This window comes from Brevibacillus antibioticus (assembly GCF_005217615.1).
GTDB lineage: Bacteria > Bacillota > Bacilli > Brevibacillales > Brevibacillaceae > Brevibacillus > Brevibacillus antibioticus.
Map to the genome: position 1 here is coordinate 5,181,699 of NZ_SZNK01000001.1, position 26,264 is coordinate 5,207,962.

Sequence of the window (26,264 nt, forward strand, 5' to 3'; positions counted from 1 at the left end):
CAAATTTGTACAGACGGAGGGATTGCGATGGAGGACATTATCGTAGAGCCGGGAATAGGGATTGGACCCATAAAGTTAGGAATGACTAGGGAAGAAGTAAAGGCTCTTGAGCAAGAATGGCCGCTGAAATATGTGACATTTCTGATAAAATATGAGGAGAACAAAGTGAGTTATATCGAAGTTCCCATAGATACACACAATTTCAGCGGAGGATTCAGTTGTTTTGTTTACGGTATCGATGTGGTTCATACAAAGGCGACACAATTAGTGGAAAAAATCGATAAAATATCAAATTATACGCGGGATGAAGGTGCAAAGTGGGGCGACAGGTACGTTTTTCCTGAGATAGTTTTAGGTTTTTGGAGAGCTGGTATCTTAAATGAAGAAGATTTAGAAACAGAAAAATTCAAAAATTTGGACCCAGTAATACAAGAGGATACTCTAAGGGATCAATATTTCAATACCGTTTTCATCACGTATCCAATGGTTTAATAGGGGGCATATCCAACAAGGTAACAAGAAGCCTACGTTAAGGACGCGATTTCTCGCGTCTTTTTGTTTCTAGCATAGTCACATATGACCTCCAATTGCGAAATTAATCCCGGTAGTGGCAATGAAAAAGGTGATGTGGAGGCCAAGATCAAGTACACTCGTAATAACATTCTTCCACCCGTTTCTGTTCAGGGGACGGGTTTTTCTGTGCTTCATATTTTTTCGCCTATGTAACGTGAACCAAACGCCGCGTTCCCGTGAATATACAGTAGAGCAAAAACGAAAAGGGGGGGGAACGCTGTGGATGAGTGGGAATTGATTGCCAAATGCCAAAAGGGCGAGCCTGAAGCCTTTGAACAATTGGTCAAGCCTTATCTGGCGATGGCATACCGGACAGCGTATTTGATCATTCATGACAAGCATCTGGCGCAGGACGCAGTTCAGGAAGGGCTTATCGAAGCGTATCAGCACATAGACCGACTCGATCCAAAAAGGGGAGTGGCCTTTCGCAATTGGCTATACCGGATCATTACGTTTCGGGCTCTGAATCTGGTTCGCAAGCAAAAGCCTGCTGTGGAATACGAAGAGATGATCCCGGAAGAGGCGCTAACGCCGCTGGACAACGTGATCCAGCGAGAGGAGCAGAGGCAAATATGGCAGGCGATTCGCAGCATGAAGGCGGAGCATCGCGCGGTCATTATTCTTTACTATTACGAGGGCTTCAGTGTGTCGGAGATCGCCAAAATCACGGGCTCCTTCGAGGGTACGGTCAAGTCGCGGATGCACAAGGCCAGGAAGCTGATCGCACAACAATTGGACAAGGATTGCAAACGATCTGATTTTTTGCGGGAAGGGGCAATGACTCATGACTAACGAGGAGCGGCAAATCCAAGAGACGCTTAGGAAAGTAGCGGGAGCTGTCGAGACGCCGAATTTTCAAATGCCAAACAAGAATGACGTAGTGCAAGTGAGAAGACGCTCAGTTTTCCGAAGCAAAAAATGGGCTTCTATCGGCATCGCTTCCGCTGTCGTACTCGGGCTGCTCGGAACCATGCAAGTGTCCCCAACATTTGCGGCCTATGTCAAATCGATCTTTGCCCAAGAAGGGTTCGATGAAGGAGTACAACAGGCAGCGAGACAAGGCTTCTCCGAAACATCGAATCTTTCTGTTACCGATCAGGGGATCACCTTGGAGGTAAAGGAAATCATTGCTGATCCGGCGCAGGTAATAGTAGCTTTAATGATAAAACAGTCGGATGACAAGCCGTTGCTCCCTACATATCCGTCAGCGACAAACGCAGAATCCAATGCCGTTGAATTGTTGGATGCCAAAGGGGCGGTCATTTCTGACGAGTGGGGAACAACCTTTGAAGATAATGCCGGATTCATCCGGTTTATCCTCGGGAAAAAAGGACAGGAGCCCCTTCCGAAAACGTTGTCGATCCATTTTGATGAAATCGGTGATAGAAAAGGAAACTGGGAGCTGCAAGTTCCGATCACGATGGCAAAAACAACGGCTGCAACGACTGTGCTGCCTGTCAATCAAACGCAAGTGACGAAGCATGGATTGAAGATGACCCTGCACCAGATCGTCAACACGCCAACGGCCACCCGAATTGAGCTGGAGACACAATGGACAGAGGCGTCCAAAAAACAATTGGAACAAGAAGCAAAAAAGCTAACCGGAAAGACGACGAACCCCGATTATGCTCCATTTCTTCCGTATCAGCAATATAGGCTGGGATATTACTACGAGGGAGCAGATGGCAGCAAGGGGAAGGAAAGAATCATATATAATTCTTATCCCATTGATCGCTATGGGCATTTCCGTTGGATCAATGACGACGATCCGTTGCCAAAAGGCAAAGCAGCGACACTTGTCATAAATAGCCTCCATAAGGCGATCCCGTACGATATGAGTGTCACCTTCCATCCGGATGAATTGAACAAGAAGCCAGTGATCCAACAAGTGGGAGAAGATATCTTTACGTTGAAAAGCATCAAGCTGGCAAAAGATGATGATTCGGGAAAACAGCAAATGGAAATGGAGATCGATGTACTCTCCAAAGATATTACGAGAATTTATTTGCCTTGGTGGGTACTTCAAGATGGGCAGGGGACAACCTACCGGGCTAAAAAGGGTCATCAATCCAAGGGACCCGTTGATCAGTCAGGACGCGAGCGAGCAACGTACAAAATTCGGCTGGAGGACAGCGGTCATTGGGAAGGAGGGGAAATAACCAAGCTCCCGGAGAAGATAACGCTACGACTGGATGCTGTTCAGAAAAAATATCCGCTAGAGTGGCGAATTCCAGTTACCCATCCATAAAGATAAAACCGCCCTTTGTACGGGGCGGTTTTTCCTGTTTATTTCGCGACCAACTGCGGCTCTGTCTGCCCAAGTCGGATCGTCGCTTCGCTCGGAATCCACATGCCTGTGTTCTCGTCACGTCCTTGCAGGACTACCGTTGGGTTGGCCTTACCCATCTGTTCGGCACCTTTGGTAATTTGCTGACCAATTTTGCCGCCCTTGACGCGGTTCACGACGAGCGCGAGTTTTACGCTGTCCAGCTCTGTCATCATCTCGAAATCACCGTTGCTATCGCCCGCGATGAAGATAGGGCCGTGACCGTACTTTTTCACCAATACATTCTGGATCACTTCCGTCTTGCCGTGGGCTACCGTGATCGGGTAGTCAGGCTGGTAAACATTCGTAATCCGTCCGTTTTCTGTTTTCAGACGCATGCCGATGATGTTCTCCGCTGGGAGATTGTAGCCATATTTCGGTAGGGTAGCGAAAACACGAACAACATCCTCCAAGGAGGCACTCACGACATACACGTCGATGCCATTGGCACGCAGTGTGTTCATCAGGTTTGCTACTTCGGAAGTGAGGCGCAAGCCCGTTGTATGGGAGGCTTTCACTACGCCTGCTTTGCCTGCCAACGATTTCGAGCTCGTCCAGGTTACTTTTTCAATCGCCATGCCCAGGCTGTGATCATTGGATGCTTCCGCCAACTGTTGCACTTCTTCCACTGTCATGTTCGTGAAGAGGTAGAGGATCCACGGATAGCCAATTGAGGTGCTGTGCGTATCGTTGATCGCTTCGTACAAGAAAAACAGCTTGGCTTTGAAATCTGCGAATTGCTCTGTTGCTGTCACTTCTTCCAGCGACTTCGTTCCTTTAAGACCTTGATAATTTTGATATAAGTACTTGTAGTCTGCTACGAGATCAGTCGCGATGGCATCGAGCGTGACAGGCTTGCCATCGACATTTTTATACGAATCGGAAAACGGTCCTTCTGGTACATTCGTACGGATGACCTTCCCGAATTCTTCTGGTGTGAGCTTGTAAGCCAAATGGTTGATCTGATAAACAAGCAACGCTTCCTCTGTGTCATGCATGATGCTCGTATTGTCCCAGTCAAAAACGGCATACGGCTTCTTTTTGGCATTGTAGGAGGCACTCTTGATGCCGTGTTTCTCAATCATTTCATGGACGGCTTGATAAGTCGCAGGTGCCCATTTCCCCTTGTCGAGCATCTGTACGTTGGTGTCCTTGGCCAAAGCTGGCATCTGCATCGCGAGCAGAGCGACGATCATCAGCATGGTCAGCCACCATGTTTTGGGTTGTGCTTTTCTGTGTGACATGTTGTCATCCCCTTCTTCTTTTTCTCGATCCCTCAAATGAAAACGTTATCATTTTTTCAAAAGAAAAAGGTCTTCCCCACGCCTATTGATAAAGCGCGGGTAGAAGACCTCATTGTCTTAAGCGTTTTCATTTGTATTCTAATCATACTAAATTTAACAGCAAAAGCAAGAAGATTCCGATAAAAATGATAAGGGCAGGACTAACGATCTAATCTAGCGAAGACAGAAGAGTTTGCAAGAAAAAAGTGGATATAATCTTAACCATATGATAGATGAAAAGGATGATGCGGCGATGACATTGATAGAATCCAGCAAAGGCATTTTGATGAATTGCTTGGCATTGCAAGCAAATGAGACATTTTTGGTGGTGGCCGACGAGCGGAAGCGGGACATCGGTGAGGCGCTCTGGGAAGCGGGTAAACAGATCGGGGCAGAAGCGATGCTGATGGTGATGAAGGAGCGGGAAAAGTCCGGTCAAGAGCCTCCTGCGGCTGTTGCAGCGGCGATGAAGAGCGCAGACGTGGTGGTATGTGTGACCCAGCACTCTTTGACGCATACAAAAGCCCGAAAAGAAGCAGCAGCAAATGGTACGAGACTGGCTACCATGCCAGCAATTACGGAAGACATGTTCCTTGCGGGGGCGATTTCCGCTGACTATACACAAGTAAAGGCACTCACCGAGCGCGTGACCGAGATGCTGACGCGGGCAAGTACCGTGCGAATCGAAAAAGCGGGCAAGTCACTGACGTTTTCTATCGCAGATCGCAATGGAGTGCCGAGTACTGGCATGTACGTCAATCCTGGTGAATCGGGCAACTTGCCTTCCGGGGAAGCTTATATCGCCCCATTGGAAGGGACGGCGGAGGGACAAATCCTGGTCGATGGTTCTATCGCTGGTATCGGGAAAATTGATTCGCCCTTGCTGCTGACGGTCCAAAAGGGTCGGATCACAGAGGCAGAAGGAACGGCGGCTGAACGCCTTCTGCAAATGCTTGGGGACCAAGACGGGCGCATGCTGGGTGAATTCGGAATCGGTACGAATGATAAGGCGCGTATCACGGGAGTTGTGCTGGAGGACGAGAAGGTGTACGGAACGATTCACGTAGCCTTTGGTAGCAACAACACGTTTGGTGGGACGATTGTCGCGGGGGTACATATCGATCTGGTTGTCAAAGAGCCGGATGTGTATTTGGACGACAAATGTATCATGAAGAGTGGAAAACTATTGGCAACTTAGGACAAACTAGATGGATAGGAAGGATGAATCCCGATAGGTAATGCTGTAATAGGGGAGAAATCCTAGAGGTGGATGTGGAGTGATGGCATTGTCCGAAAAGATAATTGTGATGATAACAATAGGTAACCTGATTTTGGCTGCCGTTCTTATTTTCATGGAGAGGCGAAACATTGCGGCAACCTGGGCCTGGTTGATGGTTTTGCTGTTTTTGCCGGGCATCGGGTTTATCATTTACCTGATTTTTGGACATAAGCTAAGCAAGAAAAAGCTGTATCGGCTCAAGGAAGGGGAATTTTCCCATTTCCGGGCTGCGGTAGACAGACAAAAGCAGTTACTTGCCCAGGGTGAACTACAGGTGAACGACCCTGAGATGGAGAGACACCGCGACATGATTTTCATGAACGTGGTAAGTGATGGAGCGTATTACACGCAGGATAATACCATTCAGGTTTTTAAGGAAGGCCATAGTCTGTTCAACCTCATGTTCAAACAGATGGAGGAAGCACGCGAGCATATACATTTGCTCTACTATATTTTGAATGACGATGAGTTAGGGAAGCAGCTCATTCAACTGTTGACGAAGAAGGCACAGGAGGGCGTCGAGGTCCGATTGCTCTATGACGCGGTTGGTTCCTCTGGTGTCTCATCCCGGTTCCTGCGCCCATTGGTCGAAGCAGGGGGGGAAGTCGCCTCCTTTTTCCCGGCGAAGATTCCGTTCCTTAATTTTCGGGTCAACTTCAGGAATCATCGCAAGCTGACGATTATTGATGGCAAAATCGGCTATATCGGAGGCTTCAACATCGGGGATGAATACTTGGGTAAGGATAAGAAGCTGGGGTATTGGCGTGACACCCATTTGCTGATTGAAGGAAGAGCGGTGTACATGCTGCAAGCACGATTTTTCCTGGACTGGAATTTGTCTGCACCGAAAAGAATGCATGAATCACTCGCGTATTTTCCGGAGATTCAAGAGGCCGAGGGAACGATTGGCGTTCAGATCGTATCGAGCGGGCCAAACTCGGAAAAAGAGCAAATCAAGCATGCTTTTTTGAAGATGATTTACAAGGCACGGAAAAAGATTTACTTGCAGACTCCGTATTTCGTTCCCGATGAAAGTATGCTGACCGCACTAAAAATGGCGGCAATGTCCGGGGTGGATGTGCGGGTGATGGTCCCGGGAAGGCCAGATCATTTGTTGGTATTCTGGGCGACTCACTCTTATCTCGGCGATTTGTTAAAGAGCGGTGTGCGCTGCTTCCTCTACGAAAAAGGCTTCATGCACGCCAAAGCCATCGTGGTCGATACCCAGTTGTCGTCTGTCGGAACGGCCAATGTCGATATTCGCAGCTTCAAGCTGAATTTCGAGACGAATGCGTTTATGTACGATTCGCAGATGGCAGAGGAGCTGGAGGAACTGTTTGTGTCCGATCTGGCTGATTGCCGGGAAATGACGTTGGGAGAGTATGTGAACCGACCACTGCGTTTGCGCTTGCTGGAATCGTTGACGCGGCTATTGTCTCCGCTGTTATAAAAGGCGGGACTGGAAAGCAGGAAAAGGACCTGATGGCCTATGTGAACAAACACGGGCTGTCAGGTCCTTTCTGTGTACCCTTTATGCTGTACCGAACGTAACACCCATCTCTGTCAAGTATTGACGGTAAGCGATGCTCGCACGGTCGCATTTTAAGGACAGCTCCACTTGCAGATCGAGTGGCAGGTCCTCAGGCTTTTGGTTTTCCACGATCGGTTTATCTTGTGCAAAGATGAGGTTTTGGAAGCGAATGATTTCCTCATCGGAAAGGTTCGTCTCGTAATTAAAAGAAAGTACGCCATAAGCTACGCTTCGCGCTTCATCCAGCGGCATCACAGTTAGCAAAATGGACATGAGATTGCCGTTTTCTGCATCACGCTTCGTGAATTTTACCGTGAGTGGACGGAGGATTTCGTAGGTGTAATAGACGTGCTTCGCTTGACCAGTACCGTCCGGGTCAGGCTGAAAAATCTTGATCTCATCCGTGCGAATCACACCGTTCTCGTCGCGGTGAACGCGGTAATCCCCGATTTCCATGTGCGTTTCGACACCCAAATAACCCTCATGAACGACAGCCAGATGGCCTACATCCAAAAAGTTCTCTACGACGCGTGGAGGCTTGGCCATCACTGTCTGTGGCCCCCAAATGACATTTCGAAAATGCTGATCCTCAAATTCCGGCAGGGCAAAAAACTCAGGAGATTGGTTAGCGAGATTCACCCATACGAATCCATAGCGCTCTGCACAGCCGTATATAATAGCGCGGGCCTTGCCGGGAATCGCTTGATCGGCAGGCAACTGAGGGATTTTTACACAGGCTCCGGATGCTTCATATTCCCATCCGTGATACGGACAGACCAGCTTACCTTCTCGTACACAGCCCAGAGACAGGGCAGCGCCTCTATGGATACAGAGGTCTTTAAACGCATGGATTCCTTCTTTGTTGCGGAAGAGGACGACCCGCTCGCCCATAATGGTGACCTGGATCGGGCGGTCTTGCACATCCACCGAACGACAGGCGACGATCCACTCATTACGTAGCACGGTATCTTGCACGATCATTGATGAGACACTCCCTTTGGCGATACTTCGGTTATTCACCCATTGTAGCGGGAGATTAGAAGGGAAGTCAACACAAAACACGAACATTTTAGAGCGTTTCTACCTATTTATTACGTGAATAGTTGCCTAGAAACGTCATTATCCGGTATAATCCCACTTATATCGTTCGTGATTAGCTAAATTACCACTAGGGAGGCCTTTTGAAAGTGGAACAACATCGAGAAAACAATCAGCTTGTTGTGGGCGTCGATGACAAAATCAGTGTGGGAAAGGCGTTTTTACTTGGTTTGCAGCATGTGTTAGCTATGGACTTGTACATTGCTCCTATCATTATTGCTGGGCTGCTGACCATGGACGCTTCAAGCACTTCTTTCTTTATTCAAATGTGTTTTCTCGCAACAGGTATCGGGACGTTGATCCAGACTGGCTTTGGACTGCGTTTACCTGTTGTGCAAGGTCCTTCCTATGTACCCATCGGTGCGCTGGCTGCGATTGGCAGTAAGCTGGGGATGGGTGCGATGATTGGCAGCATGATTCCAGGGGCGTTGTTTGTGGCCCTGATGGGTTATCCGTTGAAATGGTTTGCCAAAGCGGTTCGCAAATTCATTCCACCGCTCGTCGGCGGGACGGTGATCATCATCGTGGGCATTGCCTTGATGCCAACAGGGATGGGAAACATTTATCACTCCCCGGGAAATATTTGGACGAACATTCTGATTGCCGCCGTTTCTGCTGGTGTGCTGGTCATCTGTATGCTGCTTGGCACAAGAGCAAAGGTTGCGGGGGCGTTTTTTAGACTTGTATCTGTCCTGATTGCGATTTTTGTCGGAACGGTAACCGCTGCTTTTTTTGGAACAGTAGATTTTAGTCCGGTTGGACAAGCACCGTGGCTGTCCATGCCGAAGCTGTTTCCGTATGGTGCTCCTGTATTTGATATTAGTGCTGTTTTGACGATGCTTTTTGTTTATATGATTATCATGATTGAAACAACAGGGACTTGGTTCGTCGTCTCTACGGTAACGAACAGTGAATTGACGGAGGAGAGACTGAATCGTGGTGCTGTCGGTGAAGGCTTGGGGTGCTTTGTCGGGGCATTATTCGGAGGTACACCTACGACTGGCTATTCCTCCAATGCCGGGTTGATTGCGGTGACAGGAGTAGGAAGCCGGATGGCGATTATGGCTGGAGGATTGATCTTGATTGCCCTTGGGCTGGTGCCGAAGCTGTCGGCGGCGATTACCTGTATACCGGAGCCAGTTATCAACGGGATTTTTGGGATCGTGTGTGTAGCGATTGTGGCGAATGGGATCAAAGTCATTCAAAACATTACGATTGATGACCGCACGATGATGGTCATGGGTCTGCCGATTCTGCTGACGATGGCGGTAACGGTTCTACCAAAAGATGCGCTCGCCGGAGTACCAGATTTCGTGAACTACATTTTATCGTCAGGCATTACAGTAGGGGCGTTGGCAACGGTGCTTTTGAATCTGCTCATTCCAGAGGGAAAAAAGAACAGAGCGAAAGTTCCACAGCAACAGCCTGTCAGCAACTAATGACAAACAGCCCGGCCCGGCGCACTAAGCTGCCGGGCCTGTTTTTTTCTCATACTATCGGAAAGTATAAATTTTGTGGACCTATATTTTAGTTAAGCGGTTTTGATCTTCCTAAGTTTTAAAAAATAACGATGAGCCAATTAAGCTGGTGAGAAGAAAAAGCACAGAGCTCGTAGACCTTGACAACGCCCACCCAGTCGGAACTTCAAAAAGGGGACCCGCTTGTCGAACACTTCTTCCTTGAGAAACTTCCGCCCGTAGGGTGGCTTTGGCTCGACGGTCCCCTTTTTGAAATGGAGACGAGCAGTCAATCACCCATGCTGGCGTGTCAGAGTCGAAGAGAACTGTGCTTTTTCTTCTCCTCCACTATGTTGACTCAAACCAGAATGCCCTTCATAGGTCTTTCTTATTACTTCTTCGCTCCAGTCAAATCCTGCACAGCTTCATCCAGCTGCTTTTCAATCAGAACAGGGTCGTAGCCAAGCCATCTATCCACATCGACTACGTAAACATGGTTGTTTTTTACAGCGGGTAAGTTCCTCCACAGGCTGCTTTGCTCAATTTCTTTCAAATACTGAGCGGCATCCTCTCCAGGGAACAGCATCAGGAAAATATGGTCGGCTGCATATTCCGGCAAAAGCTCCATGGACACGTCTTTTGACCAGAACAGCGGGTCTTTTTCGATTTCGCCCTTAATGAGTGGCGGTGGGTTCAACTGAAGGTCGTTGTACAACACATGGCCCATGTTGCGAGCACCGTACATTTTAATCGTTTTCGCACGGACGTTTAATGCTGCAACGGTCTCGTCCTTCCCGACCTTAGCCTTTACGAGCTTGCGTGCTTCCTCAACCTTTGCTTTGTACCTCTGCTCCCAAGCCTTTCCTTCTTCCTCTCGACCTAGAGCTTCCGCTACCTTTTGTACATGCCCGTAGACATCGTATTGATCGAAGTCGATCGCCACGACAGGAGCAATCTTCGTCAGCTTTTCATATACCTGTTGCTCGTCTTCGGAACTGGTGAGGATCAAGTCAGGCTGCAACTCGAGGATTTTCTCCAGATTATAGGCATCATAGTCTCCCACGACTTCGATTCCACTGACCAGCGGCTCCATGTCCGGACCTTCCATATGTCCCTTCAACGCACCGATTGGCTTTACACCAAGGGCAAGCATGGGACCCAAATATTGCAGGGCTACGACGCGCTGAGGTTTCACAGGAATGGTAGATTCGCCTTTTGCGTGCTTCAGGACACGAGTCTCGCTGCTTTTACTCTCTTGTGCAGGCGTAGCTGGATTGGTGCTGGCTGTCTGACCGCATGCCGTGAGCAAGAACAAAGAAAGAACCATCAATCCGGGCAGCCAAGCTTGTATGCGTAATCGTTTCATCGTATATCCTCCATGAATGAAAATGATTCTCAATAACAAGGTTCATCTTACCTTGAACGCACTCTTTTCATCCATGGAGAATGTTCCGTTTTTCTTTGGATAATGTGGCTGTATTTGCATGGGTTAGTATTTGGACGGCTTCTTCCAGCTGGATGTCGAGGGAGAGGGGATCATACGAAAACCAGATCGGGTTGAGAATGACCACTTGTCCTTTTTGTACAGCAGGAATTCGTTGCCATACATCCTGTTTCATCAACTCTTTAAAGTGTGTCCGTGAGAGGTCATCATCAAAAATATGGACAAACAGCCAATCAGATGCAAATTGGCTTAATTGATTTTCGTTGATGATGGTCGCCCAGAAATTTGGATTGCGTTGCAGCTCTTTTTGAATCATTTTGGGTGGCGTCAACTTCAAGGATTTGTACAGCACATGTCCGATATTTCTGGCACCGTATGCCAGTAGACTCTGTGGACGCACATTGAGAATCAAGAAGGTTTCTTCCTTTCGAATATGCGCGTCGATGCATCGCTTTGCTTTCAAAACCTTCTGTTCATGCTGCTTGAGCCATATGTGAGCCCGATCTTTCATGCCAAGCACATCGGCTAGCATATTCAAATGACCAAAGACATCGTGTTCCATCCACGGAAAGGCAAGAGTAGGTGCAATCTTGGAGAAAGTAGCGTAATCTCCTGTCGATTCGGTCAAAATAAACGTCGGTTGCAATGGTTTGATCAAGTCTGGTGTGTTCTCGGGCAGGCTGACAATCTCATCTGCCTCTTTCATCCGTAATTGCTCACGTAAATAAGTGACCTGCTCTTCCGGAGCGCCAATCGGTCTGATTCCGAGTGCCAATAAATACTCAGCATAGTGGAAGGTGACGGGTGCCAATTGCTTCTGATTCATGCGGATAAAGACAGTCGGTGACACGCCTACCTGCTGCTTAAAGCGTCTGCTGAAGTAAAACTCATCGGCATACCCGACCAGGCGTGCTACCTCACGCAATCGTTTATTCGATTCGCGAAGTAGCGTCTTTGCATGCTCCATTCGGCAACTCGTCAAATATTCGATCGGGCTTTTGCCGACCTTTTTCTTGAAGACTTCGGTGTAATACCGAGGGGTAAAGCCAGCTCGATTCGCCAAATCATCCAAGGAGATCGGCTCCGCATAATTCGCATGCATGTAGGAAATGGTCTGATCGACAACGCTTGACGTCTCTACTGTAGCTTGCCGTTCCGCATGGCTCCAAATCAGATGCAGCAATTGCTGAAAGCGAATTTGATTTTGAAAAGCTACCAACGGATCATTGGCTTGACGATGAGCATACAGCGTGAGGGCAAGCTCCGTGCAGTGATCGACCTGACTGAATAAGCATTGGGTGTGGGTAAGGTGCCAGGAACGGCTCGGGCTATAGGCGTTGGTGACCGGATCTTGCTGTTGCAGGACGTCAAAATAGAATACGAGAAGACGGAGTGGATCTTCTGTATCGGCACGTACTTGCCTCTCGGCTTCTCGTGAAAGGACGAGTACACTTCCAGCTTGAAGAGTGGCTTGATCCGACTCGTCCAGCATTCCGCCCGATCCTTTTGTCACGATGAGCACGGCATGGGTAGCCTCGCCAAAAAACGTCCATGCTTCTGTCGGTGACAAGGTGACCTGCTGTATGTCTTGAAGTAGAAACAAAGGAGTGGGCGTTAGCGATGTATTTCCTATCATGATACCAATTCGAAGGACTCGGTTACGAGGATGCTTCCCTTGACAGATTGGACCATCGGGCAGTTTTTGCTCGCGGCTTCCATGGCTTTTTGCACTTTTTCCGCTTTCATATTTTCCCCCGTAATGATGAAGTGGAGGTGAATTTTTTCAACCCGGTTTGCCTCTGCCTCATTTCGCTGAACATCTGCTGTTACTTTCATGTCCGTGCATGGCATTCTCATCTTGTCCAATACTTTCCGCAAAACGCCGCCACTGCAAACAGCGATGGAGGAGACCAAGAGCTGATAGGGGCGAAAGCCATACTGTTCATCACCTGATACGTGCAGCTCACCGTAGGACAGTTGAGTGACAAAGCCATTTTCTTTCGCTTGAAATTCCATGCATAACCCTCCCCTGAAATGGTTTTTCTTCATTATAAGGAAAAAGGCACCTGCGCGACAGTAATCTATCGGTACAGGAACCTTTCCCTTTTTGCTATTCCTCCAATGCTTTCCCATTTTGCAAGAGAGACTGGATGCAACGAGGCAGCATGTCTTTTAACGTATCAAATGCATAGTCGATGTCCAGGCGTTCTGTCCACTGATGGGCGTCACGTCCGACTGGGCCGAGGTTCATGACAGGTACATCAAAAGCTTCGAGCTCCTGAAGCGGAATGGAGTAGCCGTTGTCCCACAAAGGCATGTTTGCTACCAATGGCTGCATGGATGCCGCCGGATATTGGAGTCCGACGTAGCTCAAGTCAGAGATACCGCCAAAGTAGTTTTGTTTGACCAAATTGACCCGGTGCTGATCTTTCGCGTATGCCTTCATCTCTTCCATCGTCTGTTGGATCAGAGGATGCTTGCGCGAGCTGACTGCCGGGTAAAACGGCGGAGCGAAGAACAAGATCATCATCGGCGACAGTTCTTTGCACAGAATCGCTAATTGATCCACCAGCTCGATTGTGGTATCGCGGTCGTCCTTGTCGCCGCGGTTGGCGATCACATCTGCTTCCAGCTGGCGTAGTTTTTCTTCCCCGTACGTTTTCTTCGCATAGGCATACAGTTCTTCGTAAGTCATGACGGAAATGGACAGATCACGTGGGCTAAACGGCGCGAAATTAGCAAACTGGCTCGCGTGCTTGAGGTAGTTTTGCTTCATGCGCTCTGCGACATTTCTAGCGGATTCCAGCAGCGGTTCTACGACATCCTCCATCTGCTTCTCCAGCAAAAAAAGGTTAAACAGCGTCACAGCACGGTGCGGAATTTGCACAGAGTACTCTTTTTTCAGATCCTTTTGAATCAGGTTGGTTGGCGGAGGAGAGGCTTCCCCCTCAACGACCTCGCAAAAGGATGTGTTCAGCTCCAGCTCACATGTCATTTGAGAGGCCATGTAGTTGCCGTTTAACCCAGCAAAAGGCTCGCCGACATGTGTTTCTTTGCCGTAGCAGAGGAACCCTGGTAGCACTTTTCCGATGGAGCCTGTGTACAGGTACGTATTCGTATCCCCTGGATAGCGGGTAAACATCGGCTCGGAGTTGAGCACGGTGGTGTAGCTCAGGTCGAACTCTTCGGCGATTTTCAAAAGCGCTGGGACTGCTGCTCGCATCCCGACAGAATTCACTTCTTCGTCAGGGACGGTCAGTAGCAAAATGTTGCCGTCGAACTCTCCAGCAATCGCTTGCTCAATCATCGACATGTGCAGTGTCAGTCCGCATTTCATATCCATGGTGCCACGGCCAAACAGCCAGTTTCCAGTACGGATATCCTGTTGGACGTCGGCTGGCATATCTGCTTGGTTTTGCTGGAAGAGAGGAGTGAGGGTCTTGGGATCAAAAGCATGCTTCATCCAAGCGCCGTAATCCTCGACATCAACCACATCAAAATGGCTAACAAGAATGACAGTGTCCCGTACGCCTTCCTTTTTGACAAGAGCAGTGACAAAATGGCGCCCATCCCCAGTCGGATTCGCACGCACATGATCGGGATTGGCTTGATAGTAAGGCAGGGTACGCAGCTGATCGACGACGTAGGAAGGCAAATCCTTCTCGGCAGATGATCCTGTAATGCTGGGGATGCTTACCAAATTGCACAAGAGATCAACGAGCTGCTCTTTTGTTTGCCATTTCTGCATAAAAAACGCCTCCGTTTTCCGTATAGTGAAAACTGTTTCCGATTAGTGGGCAAAAAAATTAAGGCAAGGCACCGATCTTGTGGGAAATTTCTTTGGCACTTTGTTGGGTTTGTTCAATGAGTGAGGACAAGAGCTGCTCGTTGATCCGATAGCTCGGAACGCCAATACTCAAAGCGCCCACGACCTTTTGGTTGAGACCGAAGATAGGAGCGGCAATGGATGCGGTGCCCTCGGTTTTCTCACCGTAGCTGACTGCATAGCCGTTTTGTCTGATTTCTGGCAGTCGTTCTAACAGCTCGCGACGTTTTTTTGCATCCGGGATTAGTCCAGTCACGATTTGCTCTGCTTCGGTCGGATTCATGCTGGCGAGAATCGTTTTGTTTGCCGCACCGATATGTAGCGGAATACGCTCTCCCAGATTATCCATGCTTCTGACAGACGTGGGGCCTTCCACTCGTTCGAGTACCATGGCATGAGTGCCCTGTGGAATGTTCAGATAGACAGTTTCTCGTACATTTGCTGCCAATTGCTCCATGACAGCTCGGGCGACAGCGCGCATATCCATCTTGTCCAGGATGCGCAGCCCGATTTCCATCCACGTATAGCCGACCTTGTACTGCTTGCTCTCAGGAACCTGGAGGATGAGTCCATGCTTGATGAGGCTGCTGATTAAACGGTGTACCGTACTCAGTGGCAGGTCCGTTTGTTCAGCAATTTCCGAGATGGACCAATGCTGCTTGTTTGGATCTGATACCAGGACGGAGATGATGCTCATCGCCCGGTCAATCGATTGTACCAACGTGGGTTACCTCCTGGCTTTGTTGCATAGTGACTGCTCGTTGAATGTCACGCCAGCTTAATATGACCTCAATCTATCAGAATTTTTCAACCAAATCAATATAATTTAGACTAGATAAAAATAAATTGACAAAAAATTTTAAACTGTTTTACATTAAGGATTTGATTTTGTATTGCGGAAGTGATTCCACAACCTGAAAACAGGTATCGCCTACCTTGGCAATGACTTGCTGGTTCTGGCTGGGGAGTTCATCGATTCTGAAGTGTTTAGCAAGTACAAGCATCTGATCGTGGAAAAAGAAGTCGAGTACTCTGCGAACTGCATCCATATCAACGACTACGTCATTATTCCAAAAGGCTTTGAGAGCACGAAAGCAAATCACTGACGCTGGCTACCATGTGATTGAGCTGGATATGTCTGAATTCCAGAAACAAGACGGAGGATTGAGCTGCCTGTCCCTGCGTTTCTAGCGCAGGCAGTTCTCTCTTCGTTTATAGACCCCTGATAGACCTCTTAAAAAGCAAGTGAAAGAGAGGAATCATATGGACACTGGGAATGAAAGAGACACACAGCTACAACGTTCCATGAAAAGTCGCCACTTGTTTATGCTGTCGTTAGGCGGTGTCATCGGGACAGGGCTCTTCCTCAACGCTGGCTTCACGATCAATCAGGCTGGACCTGGCGGAGCGCTTGTCGCCTATATCGTCGGCGGGATTTTGCTGTATCTGGTCATGACGTGCCTGGGTGAGCTTTCTGTAAAAATGCCAGTAACAGGCTCTTTCCAAGCCTACGCCAGCAAGTATATTGGTCCGGCGAGCGGGTTTACGCTGGGATGGATGTATTGGCTAGGGTCAGCTACAACGGCCGGGGTAGAGTTTACTGCCGCGGGCATGGTCATGCAACGGTGGTTCCCGGATACACCGATCTGGATTTGGTGCGCGCTCTTTATCGTTTTGCTCTTTACCTTCAATGCGTTGACGACAAAAGGGTTTGCGGAAACCGAATACTGGTTTGCCGGAATTAAAGTATTGGCTGTACTTATATTTATCATTATCGGACTAGGTGCTATATTCGGTATTGTCAGTATGGAAGGGAGACCCGCTCCGTTTCTCTCCAACTTCTCGGCAGATGGGGGACTATTCCCGTTTGGCATTGCGATCGTCTTTGTGACGATGATGAACGTCGTATTCTCTTATCAAGGCTCTGAATTGATCGGAATCGCAGTTGGGGAAGCAGAAAACCCGCAAAAGACCATTCCGCGGGCGATCCGCAACGTTGTGTTTCGCATTCTCGTGTTCTATGTGGCATCGGTCACGATCTTGTCCGCCCTCTTTCCCTCAAGTGAGCTGGGTCTCTTGGAAAGCCCGTTTGTGACGGTATTTGATGCAGTGGGGATTCCTTTTGCAGCGGATACGGTATATGTGCTGCTCATGTCTGTATCCGGTATTGCGGTCACCTTCACGTGGATGGGGATTGCTCTCTCTCAATTCAATTTCCGCCGTCAATACTTGCGTGAGGGTGGGAAAATAGAAGATTTACAGTTCGTAGCACCGTTTTACCCGGTGATGCCGCTCCTGTGTCTGGCTCTTTGTACGTTCATTCTTATCTTCCCGGCGTTTGACCCGACACAGCGAATTGGACTCTTCTACGGAATTGGTTCGCTCGTGCTGTTCTATACCTTCTATTATGTGCGCTATGGACGCAAAAAGGCCCATAAACCGAATTTCCCCACGCAAGGCTAAGTTGTCCTGCTTGATAGAAAAATGCCCCTGCCATGAATGATGTGGCTGTTTGTATTCTTAGCGTATGTGAACTGGCAGGTATCTTATGCTGCAAAGACTTTCATAACTTAACTCTACACGGTCCCTTGGAAACTCTATTAGTAAAATATTTGTAAACATATTCCAATTAGATTTCGATTGTAAAGCATGAGTATTCGAAATTACACATATTTACAAAAGTTTACACTACAGGGATATTAAGCGGGAAAAGAGGGCTGTTTGGTAAAATGGATAGAGTGGTTCGGGACGTGCTGTGTGAAAACGGCACGTCTATTTTTTTGCCTGAAAATACTAATGGTGAGGAGAGAGTTAGATATCAAATTTACAGACGTAGCTAATCAGAGGCTGCTGGATGCATTTCTAGCGCAAGAAGACAATCAACAACTATATCAACGAGTGTTTAATTCGCCAGACGATACGCAGAGGAACGATGAATTGGATAGTAGATTTCAGGAATTCTACGGTGAAGTCCGATTTACTAAGTTTATTTCCTCGCTCATCCGTTTTACAGCTATCGAGTTGGCTGTACGTAATCAAAAGATAGGCAACGCATGCCAGCCTACAGACGAAATTGAGAGGGTGGTTGATAGCCTTGTTAGCGACACTGACAAAAGTGAGCGGGAGGACAACTTTGAGTGGGAAGATGTTTTAGCGGATAAACGAATTTTGGATGCTGTTCAAACCCTCACGAAAAAGGAACAGGAGATGCTTACACTTCTATATTTAAGGAATCTCAAAGAAACGGAAGCTGCGAGCGTGTTGGGTATTATTCAGCAAGCTGTTTCTAAATCAAAGAAACGAGCGTTACTGAAGCTTAGAAAACAGCTAGAGGGAGGTGTAGTACATGAGTCTGTTAACACTGGTAAAGCGAGCACAAAATAATGATGAGAGTGCAATGGTAGAGATCATAGAAAGATTTGAGCCAAAGATTCGCAAGTCGTTGAAATTCACGGATATAGGTGTACGTGAGGACATACGTCAAGAGATAGTATTTCGGATGATTAGAGCCGTCAAAATCTATAGCACAAAAAATGGATCATGATAAGAAAGATAAATTTTTTTGAGTTCGGGTTGTTATTTTCCATCTTCGATTCACTTTAATTAATACCAAGTGAATAACCGCGCGGGAAACAAGCTTGGAATAAAAATTTGGAGGAAGATAAAATATGGCACGTACAAAATTGAAACAATACGTTGATACGATTACTGTTGACCAAGACGAGCTTGATGAGCTTGCCAGAGCTATGCAGAAAATTCTCAAATATGGCGTTATTCAAATGGATGATAACAAATTGGAGACATACCTGTCTATTAGTGCTTCTTTGGCGGGGATTGTATTCAGTATGTCCCGAGTTGCAGGCATCGTGGTAGGTGTTATTGGTTTGGTTAATTCCTTATCAATTAGTATGAAGGATGACCTGGAAAAGAATATTCGGATTGCGATTGACGATATGGATGATACTCGTCATTTCATGAAACGAAATGGATACACAAAGGTTAAGTTGGAATTCCCATTTATGGACTATGAGGACATTCGACTGATCACAGGTAGGGGAAATATTCTTCGTCTAAAGAATGACAATGGTCGTTGGGAAACACCGTAATTAATACAATAGGAGATATTCGGCTATTTAACCGAATATCTCCTATTGTTCTTTGTACGCGATCTACATTTTGCAGCAAGTAATAAGTGGTATGTTGGCAAACTATTTGTTTTTTGCTGAATTGAACACTTCGTGGATTTCTAAGTCTGGATTATTTTCAATTTTATAAATAGGGAATTTATCTGAAAATTTACCATAAAACACCATGTAACTAGTACCAGAGAGATAAATTTTCCCTACATCCTGGTTATTTTCATAAACATAAATGTTATAAGAATAATTATTTTCTTTTACACCTTTCGTATCAGAGTCATTTGCATCAGACTCTCTTTTAATTTTGCGAAGTTCCATTTTGGAAAAATCGTTGAGTACCTTTTGAATTTCTTTTTTATCGGTTATTTCTACGTCTACTTTTTCTTCTATTCTATTAATCGTAAGTGAGGTTACTTTCTCGGTATTAATCAGATTAAGTTCACTAAATGTCCAAACTTTAAATCCAGGAAAATAAATGAGGTTACTGAGTGCAAAAATTCCGATGAGAGAGAAAATAAGGATTCTAACTATTTTCACGTTTCACATCTCCTTTATGAGCGCATTCCCAAATAAGAAGGAAATGCATAGCTTCAATGGGGAATTAATGCATTAATTGAAACATCACTTAATGGTATCATTTTACAGTAATTTTTCAAATACCATTTTCTTCCTAAAAACAACAAAAGTACAAGTCCTGCTTTAAGGAGATAGGTTTTCGGTTAATTAAATAGAAAAGCTCTTTTAAAATTGAGAAAAGGGCCGAATTTTTTATTAGACACTCCTAATTGCTTTGTAAATTCTTTTTTAGTGTACCCATGAAACAGACGAGCCTTTTTAATACGCTCCCCAAAAGTCGACTCAGGTAAATTCTCAAAGCCACCTAAATAAGCAACTAACACATTTAATACATCTTGATGATTTGGCTGAAACCATGGAGGCTGTTCTGGAATATGGTGTAATCCAGATGGATGATAATAAACTGGAAAGTAATATTTCTCTTGGAACTGCTTTAGCTGGCACCGTGTTTAATCTTTCAAGACCAGCCGCCATCGCGGTAGGGATTATTAGTTTGGTTACATCTTTATCAATAAATTTGCGGGGAGATCTTGAAAAAAATATCGAGATTGCAGTTAAAGACTTGCATAAAACTCGTCGTTTCATGAGAGATAATCCGAAATACACAAAGATTGAGATCGAATTTCCGTTTATGGACTATGACGACATTCGCCTCATTACTGGTAAGGGATTAGTTACTCGCGTGTACGGTAAGGGCGGCTGGGTAGAGATGTAATTTAAAAAGGGGGTGTTCGGAAGATAAACCGAACAACCCCTTTTTTAGGTGGGAGACAGGTCATTTATTTCTTGCAGATGCGAAAACAGAATGAATTTCTAGGTCAGGGTTATTTACAATTTTGTATATGTCGACTTCTTCCTTAGAATTCTGATAGAACTTTATATAGTTGGTGTCATTAAGATATATTGTACCAATGTCCTGATTATTTTCTTTCAGATCAATAACGTATTTAGGAGATTCTTCATTTGTTTTTTTTGAATCAGAATCAAAAGCATCAGATTCTCTTGCTATTTTTTGAAGTTCCATTTTAGAGAAATCATTTAGTACTTTTTGGATATCTTCGGCAGTTAGTTCTACGTATTCATTATCATTATTTTTATTAATACTCAGATAAGTGATCTTCTCTTTATTGAACCAACCAAGCTCTTCAAATGACTTCACTTTTAATCCAGGGAAGTAAATAAGGCTACTCAGCGCAAATATTCCTATGAGAGAGAGAATAAGGATATAGACTTTTTTCACGGCTTACATCTCCTTTATAGAGCATCTCCTTAACAAGACAGGAAATGCAGACTTCTGTGGAAAAATTAAACGAGATTATTGTAGTGTTACTTAATGGTATCATTTTACAATTGGTTTAAAAATACCACTTTCTTCCTAAAGGTAACAAAATTATTTATCCTGCTTTAAGGAGATAAGTCTTCGGTTAATTAAATGAAAAAAGCCCTTTTAAAATGAGAAAAGGGCCGAGTACGCTCACTTATTTCCAAAAGCGCAGCAAATTCTTTCTTGGTGGACCCATAGAACCAAGCATGCCTTAATAATACGTTCCCCTAAAGCTGATTCCGGCAGTTTCTCAAAACAACCGAGAAAGCAACTGAGACGCCAAACGCTTTGGAGAGTCGTCTTAGGCTCGGTAGGTAGTGTTTCAGGAGATTCCAAACAACTCGGCTAAATACGGGTTCACGAACAAGCCGCTAGGGTCGAGCTCAGAGCGAATGGCGAGGAAATCGGGCAAGCGCGGATAGACCTGATGAAGCCTCTCGGTGGTCAAGCTGTGCATTTTCCCCCAGTGTGGACGTCCGCCATATCGGGCGAAAATCTCCTCCATCCGGGCAAAGTATGCTTCGTACGGCATGCCCTTGTACATGTGGACGGCAATGAAGGCACTATCCCGTTCGTAAGCGGGACTGAGCCAGATGTCGTCCTTTTTGACGTACCGGCATTCCAGCGGAAAATGAACGGCAAAGCGTTCCTGCTCAATCGCCTGACGCAGCTCCCGTATGGCTTCGCCCATGTGCTCAGCAGGTAAGCAGTATTCCATTTCGTAAAAACGAACAAGGCGAGGGGTGGCGAAAAGCTGATGGCTGTAGCCGCTCTCATGGACAGAGGGAACGCTTTGGGCGGACAGCCTGCTGACGCTTTTGGTGAGCGAAGGGAGCAATCGGCAGCTCTCGGACAAGAGCCAAAACAGCCCGTTTTCCACCACCATTTTTTTCAAATAGCTCCATCGTTGATTGCCGCTAGGGGGATCGCTGGTCTCATCCATGAATTTTACCTGAACGGTATCCGAATACGGGAAGATAAAAAATTCGAAATGCCGATGCTCGGTTTTAAACGTGTCCAGAGAGGACAGGCACTCCTCTAGCTGCATGCGACGGCTTTGGTAGCGCAGGCGATAGGCTGGAAGGACACGCAGTTTGACGCGTACGATGATGCCCAAGAGACCAAGAGAGACTTGCATGGCTTTGAACAGATCCGGCCGGGCTCGCTCGGATACTTCCAAAACCTCCCCGGCTGCGGTCACGACTGTTAGCCCGACGGCTTGCGTGGAGATGCTGCCAAAATGAACGCCTGTGCCATGTGTCCCGGTGCTGACGGCCCCTGCAATGGACTGAGCGTTAATGTCTCCGAGGTTTTCTTGAGAGTAGCCCGCTTGATGCAGCAGGTGTCCGAGTGTCTTGAGCTTGGTGCCTGCCCAGACTTCAACGGTATCAGAGGCAGGGTCTACACTGACGATTCCTTGGAGATGATCCAAGGATAGCAAGCAGTCTTCTGTCTGGACGAGCCGCGTGAAGGAATGACCGGAGCCGACGACTCGAATCCGTGTACCTGCCTTCTTGCAAGCAAGGACAAGCTGCACGACCTCATCCACGGACTCTGGCATCGCGATTTGCTTCGGCTGGCTTTGTACATTTCCTGTCCAATTGGTCCAGTGATTCGCGTGCTTCTTTACAGTGAGCATAATCCATCCCCCCGATAGGTGGTCACTTCCTCGATGATTTTCCCGCCAGAGATGCAATACAGCCGGGTAAAACGTTCGCAGAGCTCTCCTGCTTTGGCATGGCGAAAAAAGATCGGGTCTCCCAGCTCCAGCGTTTCCATGCCTTGATAGTGGATCGGTGTCTGTACTTCACCTGCTCCCTCGTTGGGGAACAGCTTTGATCCCGCTGGCAAGTAAGGCTTGGGGAGTCTGTCACGCCCAGCAGAACCAGAGGCGATGTAGCCTCCGCCGGCACATGTGTAGATATTATTTTTGGGCTTGCGGATAATCTCCAGAGCAAATCCGGCAGCAGGATGAAACCGAAAATCTTGAAAGTAGTCAAAGAGCCCAGGCGAAAAAAATCCGGAGCCTGCTGTCACCTCGGTAACGGCGTCTTCTTTCCCGGTCAGGTGCAAGCTGCCCGTTCCTCCACCGTTTACGAAGCGCAGAGAAATGCCTAGCTCGCGAATGGCCTTCACCAGTGTGGCACGTCGAGCAGCCACTTCTTTCACGGAATATTGCTTGAGGAGACGAATGATGCTGTTTTTCAGGAATTGACGAGGGTATCGATCCCCTACGCCAGCAATTTGAGCTTCGTACCCCATGACACCATCCAGGTAGAGATGATCGGAGGAAGCGACGCGCTTGGCAAGGGAGAGGGACGCCTCGAGAGAGCGAAGTGGCGAGCGCCAGACGCCGAAATGCAGCCCCAGCACATCAGACGACATGTCGATATCGAGACAGACCGGCAGTCTGGTTCCCGTTTCCCGCGCGATTTGTTCGAGCTGTTCGACATGTAGGAGAGAGTCGATCATCAAAGTAATGGAGCGTCCGTTCTTAATCTCAGAGGCGATGGACAAAAGCCAGCTTTTTTCCCAAAGTGGATAGCCAAGCAGCAGGTCATCGAAGCCTGCCTCGCACAGGTGAAGCACCTCAGGAGCGGAATAGCACATGAGACCACGAAAGCAATCGTCCAACTGCAATACATGTTTGAGAATGGCAACGCTTCGGATCGACTTGCTCGCGATTCGAACGGGTTTTCCATTGCTTTGCAAGCTGATTTGCTCCGCATTTTCCTCCAGCAGATCTAGGTCGACGAAAGCGAACGGCTTGGGAACACCGGCAAAGGCAGACTGATAATAGCGATAATCCCGCATATACAGGCCTCATCCTTTTTGGAATATTTCATAAAATTCCTTCTATTCTACTCGTTTGTGACGGATTCCTTCCCGAGCAGATGAGGGGCATGCACAGAAATGACGAATGTTCGTTTTTAACGTTCGGATTTCCGTGCATTTGAAGATTGTAAAGGCATCTTTACGATAAAAATAACTTTAAAAGACGAATAAATAGGCTGTTTTCGGTTGACTTGATTCACCTTATCAGCTACTATACATATTGTTGTGAAGAACAACACAGGCTTGACGAATGAAATAGTAATTTGTATTCGTATATCCTCAGAAATATGGTTTGAGGGTCTCTACAGGGAACCGTAAATTCCCGGCTACGAATAGGGCAGTTTTGGTCTACCCTATTCGTCGGCCGGGAATTTTTTGCATTTTTTCGGGGAGGGAACGAAATGAATAAGTATGATGTGATCGTTGTAGGAGCAGGACCAGCAGGGATTTTTACATGCTATGAAATAATGCGAAAAGCACCGAATGCCAAGGTGCTGTTGATTGATAAAGGGCATGACATCTATAGCAGACACTGTCCGATCCTGGAGGAAAAGATCAAGCTCTGCCCGCCGCCAGCAGGAAAAAAAGATTTCGCAGGCTGTTTGCCGGCCTGTTCGATTACCAGTGGTTTTGGTGGAGCAGGCGCCTATAGCGATGGCAAATTTAACATCACCACCGAATTTGGCGGTTGGATGACAGATTATCTCAGCCCTTCCACTGTGCTTGGGCTGATCAAATACGTAGATGAAATCAACTTGGAGCATGGGGCTACCCAATCGATGACTGACCCGACCACAGAGACGATCAAGAGCATCGAGCAGCGCGGCTATGCAGCTGGACTCAAGCTGTTGCGAGCGCAGGTACGTCACTTGGGAACAGAGCAAAATCTGGAGATTCTCCAGTCGATCTTCGAGCATTTGAAGAAGCATATCGACATGATGTTCAAGACAGAAGTCGAGGACATCATTACGGTGAAAGAAGCAGACGGACATCAGGTAAAAGGTGTCGTCTTGAAAAACGGTCAAGAGTACGAAGCTGATTACGTGGTAATCGGACCAGGCCGCGATGGCTCCGCGTGGTTGACGAATATCCTGAAGAAGCGCCGTCTGAAAATGTACAACAATCAAGTCGATGTAGGCGTACGTGTGGAGACGTCCGATGTCGTCATGCGCGAAATCAATGAGCACTTGTACGAAGGAAAATTCATTTTCAATACATCTGTCGGAACGCGTGTACGGACGTTTTGCAGCAATCCCTCCGGTCACGTGGTCGTGGAAAACCACAGTGGCGTTATGGCAGCAAACGGGCACTCTTACAAAGACCCAGCGCTGGGCTCGATGAATACGAACTTTGCGCTCTTGGTATCTCATACGTTTACAGAGCCGTTTGACAAGCCGAACGAGTACGCGAGAGAAATTTGCAAGCGGGCGAATGATCTGTCAAACGGTGGGGTCATCGTGCAAAAGTACGGTGATATCTTGCGCGGTCGCCGTTCCACGGAGGCGCGTATTAAGGAAGGCTTCCTGGAGCCTACTCTGAAGGAAGCGGTACCGGGTGACTTGGGACTCGTTTTGCCTTACAACACGATGAAAAGTTTGATCGAGATGGTGGAAGCACTGGACAAGGTAACACCGGGAATCGCTTCCGAGCACACGTTGTTCTACGGAGTGGAAGCGAAATTCTACTCGGCTCGTCCAAAACTGACTGAGGAATTCGAAACAGAAATCAAGGGATTGTTCTGTGGCGGGGATGGTGCTGGAATTACACGTGGTCTAGCACAGGCCGGAGCTGCTGGGGTCTGGATGGCTCGTAATATTGCGAAACGGTTAGGATAAAAAGAAAACGATAATTGTAAAGAGAGCTTCTTGCTAGGCCATATCAGCTTGGCAAGACGTTCTTTTTTTATTATTTCGTTCTTATAAGTCAATGCTGGTGTTATTCCTGTAGTTTAGTGACGTCTTTTCATTTTGAAGAATATTTCTGTTAGGAAGAAAACCGCCATGAAATAAGTATGTATATCCTAGTGATATATTTCATATTAGTAAACCGTTATGTGACTGTATACTTTTGATATGTCTTTATGGAAATAAATTATCAAAGGGTTGGAACTGGAGAATTTAACATTTACATTCATTTGAATATTAGATAATATTTATATGTAATTTACACATTTTAGGTGGAGGGAAATAACTAAAATGAAAAAAATATTGGGAAGTTTAGTGGCTGGTGTAATGTTTAGTTTAATTTAATCTCATTTAGTTATGTTAGCGCTGAAATCTCTCCCTGCTTATTCTATTGATGAGGAATAAAAATATGAAAATAAAGTACATTGTCTTATTAATTTCCTCTTTTGTTTCAATAATTTTATTTATTTTTAAAAATATAGAATATCCATTATTCTATGCATTTATTTATGGTTTAGTTGTTGTTACAATATTCCTCATAGTTTCAATTCCTGTATCCTTATTATCAGATACCCTCACAGAAAATTTGAAGAGTACGCGATGGATCGTATCATGTATTTTTCAGATTATTGTCACCTTTTTGGTATTGACTCCATTACTGTTTATTCC

At 46.7% G+C, this 26,264-nt stretch carries 23 protein-coding genes, 1 pseudogene and 1 riboswitch; of the genes and pseudogenes, 13 read left to right on the forward strand and 11 right to left on the reverse strand.

The features are described 5' to 3' along the window. Positions 1 to 27 precede the first annotated feature (27 nt). The 3 genes from E8L90_RS25095 to E8L90_RS25105 all read left to right on the forward strand — a co-directional run bounded on the left by E8L90_RS25095 (position 28) and on the right by E8L90_RS25105 (position 2,821). Complete coding sequence (locus E8L90_RS25095) at positions 28 to 492, forward strand: hypothetical protein (RefSeq protein WP_137031820.1); 465 nt, start codon at positions 28 to 30, stop codon at positions 490 to 492. 300 nt (positions 493 to 792) lie between these two features. Further along, complete coding sequence (locus E8L90_RS25100) at positions 793 to 1,365, forward strand: RNA polymerase sigma factor (RefSeq protein ID WP_137031821.1); 573 nt, start codon at positions 793 to 795, stop codon at positions 1,363 to 1,365. Continuing rightward, positions 1,358 to 2,821: a DUF4179 domain-containing protein gene (locus tag E8L90_RS25105; RefSeq protein ID WP_137031822.1), complete on the forward strand. Its 1,464-nt coding sequence runs from the start codon at positions 1,358 to 1,360 to the stop codon at positions 2,819 to 2,821. The genes E8L90_RS25100 and E8L90_RS25105 overlap by 8 nt, the downstream gene beginning before the upstream one ends. Before the next feature lie 38 nt (positions 2,822 to 2,859). Here E8L90_RS25105 and E8L90_RS25110 read toward each other — a convergent pair whose 3' ends face one another. Then, positions 2,860 to 4,143: a haloacid dehalogenase-like hydrolase gene (locus E8L90_RS25110; protein ID WP_137031823.1), complete on the reverse strand. Its 1,284-nt coding sequence runs from the start codon at positions 4,141 to 4,143 to the stop codon at positions 2,860 to 2,862. Positions 4,144 to 4,435: 292 nt separating this feature from the next. Between E8L90_RS25110 and E8L90_RS25115 the strand changes: the two genes are divergently transcribed. Both E8L90_RS25115 and cls read left to right on the forward strand, forming a co-directional pair. Beyond that, positions 4,436 to 5,380: an aminopeptidase gene (locus tag E8L90_RS25115; protein ID WP_137033600.1), complete on the forward strand. Its 945-nt coding sequence runs from the start codon at positions 4,436 to 4,438 to the stop codon at positions 5,378 to 5,380. Positions 5,381 to 5,462: 82 nt separating this feature from the next. Next, positions 5,463 to 6,911 (forward strand): cardiolipin synthase, encoded by a 1,449-nt coding sequence (cls, locus tag E8L90_RS25120; RefSeq protein ID WP_137031824.1) that lies wholly within the window; start codon positions 5,463 to 5,465, stop codon positions 6,909 to 6,911. An 81-nt stretch (positions 6,912 to 6,992) separates the two neighbouring features. Here cls and E8L90_RS25125 read toward each other — a convergent pair whose 3' ends face one another. Then, on the reverse strand, positions 6,993 to 7,973 hold the full coding sequence (locus E8L90_RS25125; RefSeq protein ID WP_137031825.1) for an aromatic ring-hydroxylating oxygenase subunit alpha: 981 nt from the start codon (positions 7,971 to 7,973) through the stop codon (positions 6,993 to 6,995). 206 nt (positions 7,974 to 8,179) lie between these two features. Here E8L90_RS25125 and E8L90_RS25130 point away from each other — a divergent pair, with 206 nt between their 5' ends. Beyond that, positions 8,180 to 9,529: a uracil-xanthine permease family protein gene (locus E8L90_RS25130; RefSeq protein WP_137031826.1), complete on the forward strand. Its 1,350-nt coding sequence runs from the start codon at positions 8,180 to 8,182 to the stop codon at positions 9,527 to 9,529. Between the two features lie 409 nt (positions 9,530 to 9,938). Here the strand turns inward: E8L90_RS25130 and E8L90_RS25140 are convergent, their stop codons facing one another. The 5 genes from E8L90_RS25140 to E8L90_RS25160 all read right to left on the reverse strand — a co-directional run bounded on the left by E8L90_RS25140 (position 9,939) and on the right by E8L90_RS25160 (position 15,538). Further along, complete coding sequence (locus E8L90_RS25140; RefSeq protein WP_137031827.1) at positions 9,939 to 10,913, reverse strand: ABC transporter substrate-binding protein; 975 nt, start codon at positions 10,911 to 10,913, stop codon at positions 9,939 to 9,941. Positions 10,914 to 10,980: 67 nt separating this feature from the next. Continuing rightward, a complete protein-coding gene (locus tag E8L90_RS25145; RefSeq protein ID WP_244297380.1) occupies positions 10,981 to 12,561 on the reverse strand; it encodes a helix-turn-helix domain-containing protein in 1,581 nt (526 codons plus the stop codon). A gap of 62 nt (positions 12,562 to 12,623) precedes the next feature. Next, positions 12,624 to 13,007, reverse strand: a complete 384-nt coding sequence (locus E8L90_RS25150; protein ID WP_137031829.1) for an OsmC family protein — start codon at positions 13,005 to 13,007, stop codon at positions 12,624 to 12,626. Between the two features lie 94 nt (positions 13,008 to 13,101). After that, positions 13,102 to 14,739, reverse strand: a complete 1,638-nt coding sequence (locus E8L90_RS25155) for a M20/M25/M40 family metallo-hydrolase (protein WP_137031830.1) — start codon at positions 14,737 to 14,739, stop codon at positions 13,102 to 13,104. 58 nt (positions 14,740 to 14,797) lie between these two features. Beyond that, positions 14,798 to 15,538, reverse strand: coding sequence for an IclR family transcriptional regulator (locus E8L90_RS25160; RefSeq protein WP_137031831.1), 741 nt, complete (start codon positions 15,536 to 15,538; stop codon positions 14,798 to 14,800). Between the two features lie 184 nt (positions 15,539 to 15,722). On the opposite strand from E8L90_RS25160, the pseudogene E8L90_RS30980 reads away from it, so the two are divergent. The 5 genes and pseudogenes from E8L90_RS30980 to E8L90_RS25185 all read left to right on the forward strand — a co-directional run. Then, a pseudogene (locus E8L90_RS30980) lies at positions 15,723 to 16,008 on the forward strand (N(G),N(G)-dimethylarginine dimethylaminohydrolase); the annotation flags it as partial. A gap of 72 nt (positions 16,009 to 16,080) precedes the next feature. Beyond that, complete coding sequence (locus E8L90_RS25170) at positions 16,081 to 17,280, forward strand: amino acid permease (protein ID WP_137031832.1); 1,200 nt, start codon at positions 16,081 to 16,083, stop codon at positions 17,278 to 17,280. A gap of 294 nt (positions 17,281 to 17,574) precedes the next feature. Continuing rightward, entirely contained in the window at positions 17,575 to 18,201 is a 627-nt protein-coding gene (locus tag E8L90_RS25175; RefSeq protein ID WP_137031833.1) for a sigma-70 family RNA polymerase sigma factor, read from the forward strand. A 13-nt stretch (positions 18,202 to 18,214) separates the two neighbouring features. Further along, complete coding sequence (locus tag E8L90_RS25180) at positions 18,215 to 18,361, forward strand: helix-turn-helix domain-containing protein (protein ID WP_244297549.1); 147 nt, start codon at positions 18,215 to 18,217, stop codon at positions 18,359 to 18,361. A 124-nt stretch (positions 18,362 to 18,485) separates the two neighbouring features. After that, complete coding sequence (locus tag E8L90_RS25185; protein ID WP_137031835.1) at positions 18,486 to 18,923, forward strand: hypothetical protein; 438 nt, start codon at positions 18,486 to 18,488, stop codon at positions 18,921 to 18,923. 102 nt (positions 18,924 to 19,025) lie between these two features. Here the strand turns inward: E8L90_RS25185 and E8L90_RS25190 are convergent, their stop codons facing one another. Further along, on the reverse strand, positions 19,026 to 19,493 hold the full coding sequence (locus E8L90_RS25190) for a hypothetical protein (protein ID WP_137031836.1): 468 nt from the start codon (positions 19,491 to 19,493) through the stop codon (positions 19,026 to 19,028). A gap of 427 nt (positions 19,494 to 19,920) precedes the next feature. Between E8L90_RS25190 and E8L90_RS25195 the strand changes: the two genes are divergently transcribed. Beyond that, positions 19,921 to 20,247 (forward strand): hypothetical protein, encoded by a 327-nt coding sequence (locus E8L90_RS25195; RefSeq protein WP_162309121.1) that lies wholly within the window; start codon positions 19,921 to 19,923, stop codon positions 20,245 to 20,247. Positions 20,248 to 20,307: 60 nt separating this feature from the next. Here E8L90_RS25195 and E8L90_RS25200 read toward each other — a convergent pair whose 3' ends face one another. The 3 genes from E8L90_RS25200 to E8L90_RS25210 all read right to left on the reverse strand — a co-directional run bounded on the left by E8L90_RS25200 (position 20,308) and on the right by E8L90_RS25210 (position 23,670). Further along, positions 20,308 to 20,772: a hypothetical protein gene (locus E8L90_RS25200; protein ID WP_137031838.1), complete on the reverse strand. Its 465-nt coding sequence runs from the start codon at positions 20,770 to 20,772 to the stop codon at positions 20,308 to 20,310. Between the two features lie 406 nt (positions 20,773 to 21,178). Beyond that, a complete protein-coding gene (locus E8L90_RS25205; protein WP_137031839.1) occupies positions 21,179 to 22,495 on the reverse strand; it encodes a D-arabinono-1,4-lactone oxidase in 1,317 nt (438 codons plus the stop codon). Further along, entirely contained in the window at positions 22,483 to 23,670 is a 1,188-nt protein-coding gene (locus E8L90_RS25210; RefSeq protein WP_137031840.1) for an amino acid deaminase/aldolase, read from the reverse strand. The genes E8L90_RS25205 and E8L90_RS25210 overlap by 13 nt, the downstream gene beginning before the upstream one ends. A 270-nt stretch (positions 23,671 to 23,940) precedes the next feature. Beyond that, a riboswitch (purine riboswitch) is annotated at positions 23,941 to 24,040 on the forward strand. A 52-nt stretch (positions 24,041 to 24,092) separates the two neighbouring features. Here E8L90_RS25210 and E8L90_RS25215 point away from each other — a divergent pair. Further along, positions 24,093 to 25,526 (forward strand): NAD(P)/FAD-dependent oxidoreductase, encoded by a 1,434-nt coding sequence (locus E8L90_RS25215; RefSeq protein WP_137031841.1) that lies wholly within the window; start codon positions 24,093 to 24,095, stop codon positions 25,524 to 25,526. The last annotated feature ends 738 nt before the right edge of the window (positions 25,527 to 26,264 follow it).

Excerpts from the sequence above, each read along its gene's own strand:
- E8L90_RS25095 (WP_137031820.1), top strand. The coding sequence starts at position 28 with ATGGAGGACATTATCGTAGAGCCGGGAATAGGGATTGGACCCATAAAG.
- E8L90_RS25105 (WP_137031822.1), top strand. The coding sequence starts at position 1,358 with ATGACTAACGAGGAGCGGCAAATCCAAGAGACGCTTAGGAAAGTAGCG.
- E8L90_RS25110 (WP_137031823.1), bottom strand. The coding sequence starts at position 4,143 with ATGTCACACAGAAAAGCACAACCCAAAACATGGTGGCTGACCATGCTG.
- E8L90_RS25115 (WP_137033600.1), top strand. The coding sequence starts at position 4,436 with ATGACATTGATAGAATCCAGCAAAGGCATTTTGATGAATTGCTTGGCA.
- cls (WP_137031824.1), top strand. The coding sequence starts at position 5,463 with ATGGCATTGTCCGAAAAGATAATTGTGATGATAACAATAGGTAACCTG.
- E8L90_RS25125 (WP_137031825.1), bottom strand. The coding sequence starts at position 7,973 with ATGATCGTGCAAGATACCGTGCTACGTAATGAGTGGATCGTCGCCTGT.
- E8L90_RS25140 (WP_137031827.1), bottom strand. The coding sequence starts at position 10,913 with ATGAAACGATTACGCATACAAGCTTGGCTGCCCGGATTGATGGTTCTT.
- E8L90_RS25150 (WP_137031829.1), bottom strand. The coding sequence starts at position 13,007 with ATGGAATTTCAAGCGAAAGAAAATGGCTTTGTCACTCAACTGTCCTAC.
- E8L90_RS25155 (WP_137031830.1), bottom strand. The coding sequence starts at position 14,739 with ATGCAGAAATGGCAAACAAAAGAGCAGCTCGTTGATCTCTTGTGCAAT.
- E8L90_RS25170 (WP_137031832.1), top strand. The coding sequence starts at position 16,081 with ATGGACACTGGGAATGAAAGAGACACACAGCTACAACGTTCCATGAAA.
- E8L90_RS25180 (WP_244297549.1), top strand. The coding sequence starts at position 18,215 with ATGGTAGAGATCATAGAAAGATTTGAGCCAAAGATTCGCAAGTCGTTG.
- E8L90_RS25185 (WP_137031835.1), top strand. The coding sequence starts at position 18,486 with ATGGCACGTACAAAATTGAAACAATACGTTGATACGATTACTGTTGAC.
- E8L90_RS25195 (WP_162309121.1), top strand. The coding sequence starts at position 19,921 with ATGGATGATAATAAACTGGAAAGTAATATTTCTCTTGGAACTGCTTTA.
- E8L90_RS25205 (WP_137031839.1), bottom strand. The coding sequence starts at position 22,495 with ATGCTCACTGTAAAGAAGCACGCGAATCACTGGACCAATTGGACAGGA.
- E8L90_RS25210 (WP_137031840.1), bottom strand. The coding sequence starts at position 23,670 with ATGCGGGATTATCGCTATTATCAGTCTGCCTTTGCCGGTGTTCCCAAG.
- E8L90_RS25215 (WP_137031841.1), top strand. The coding sequence starts at position 24,093 with ATGAATAAGTATGATGTGATCGTTGTAGGAGCAGGACCAGCAGGGATT.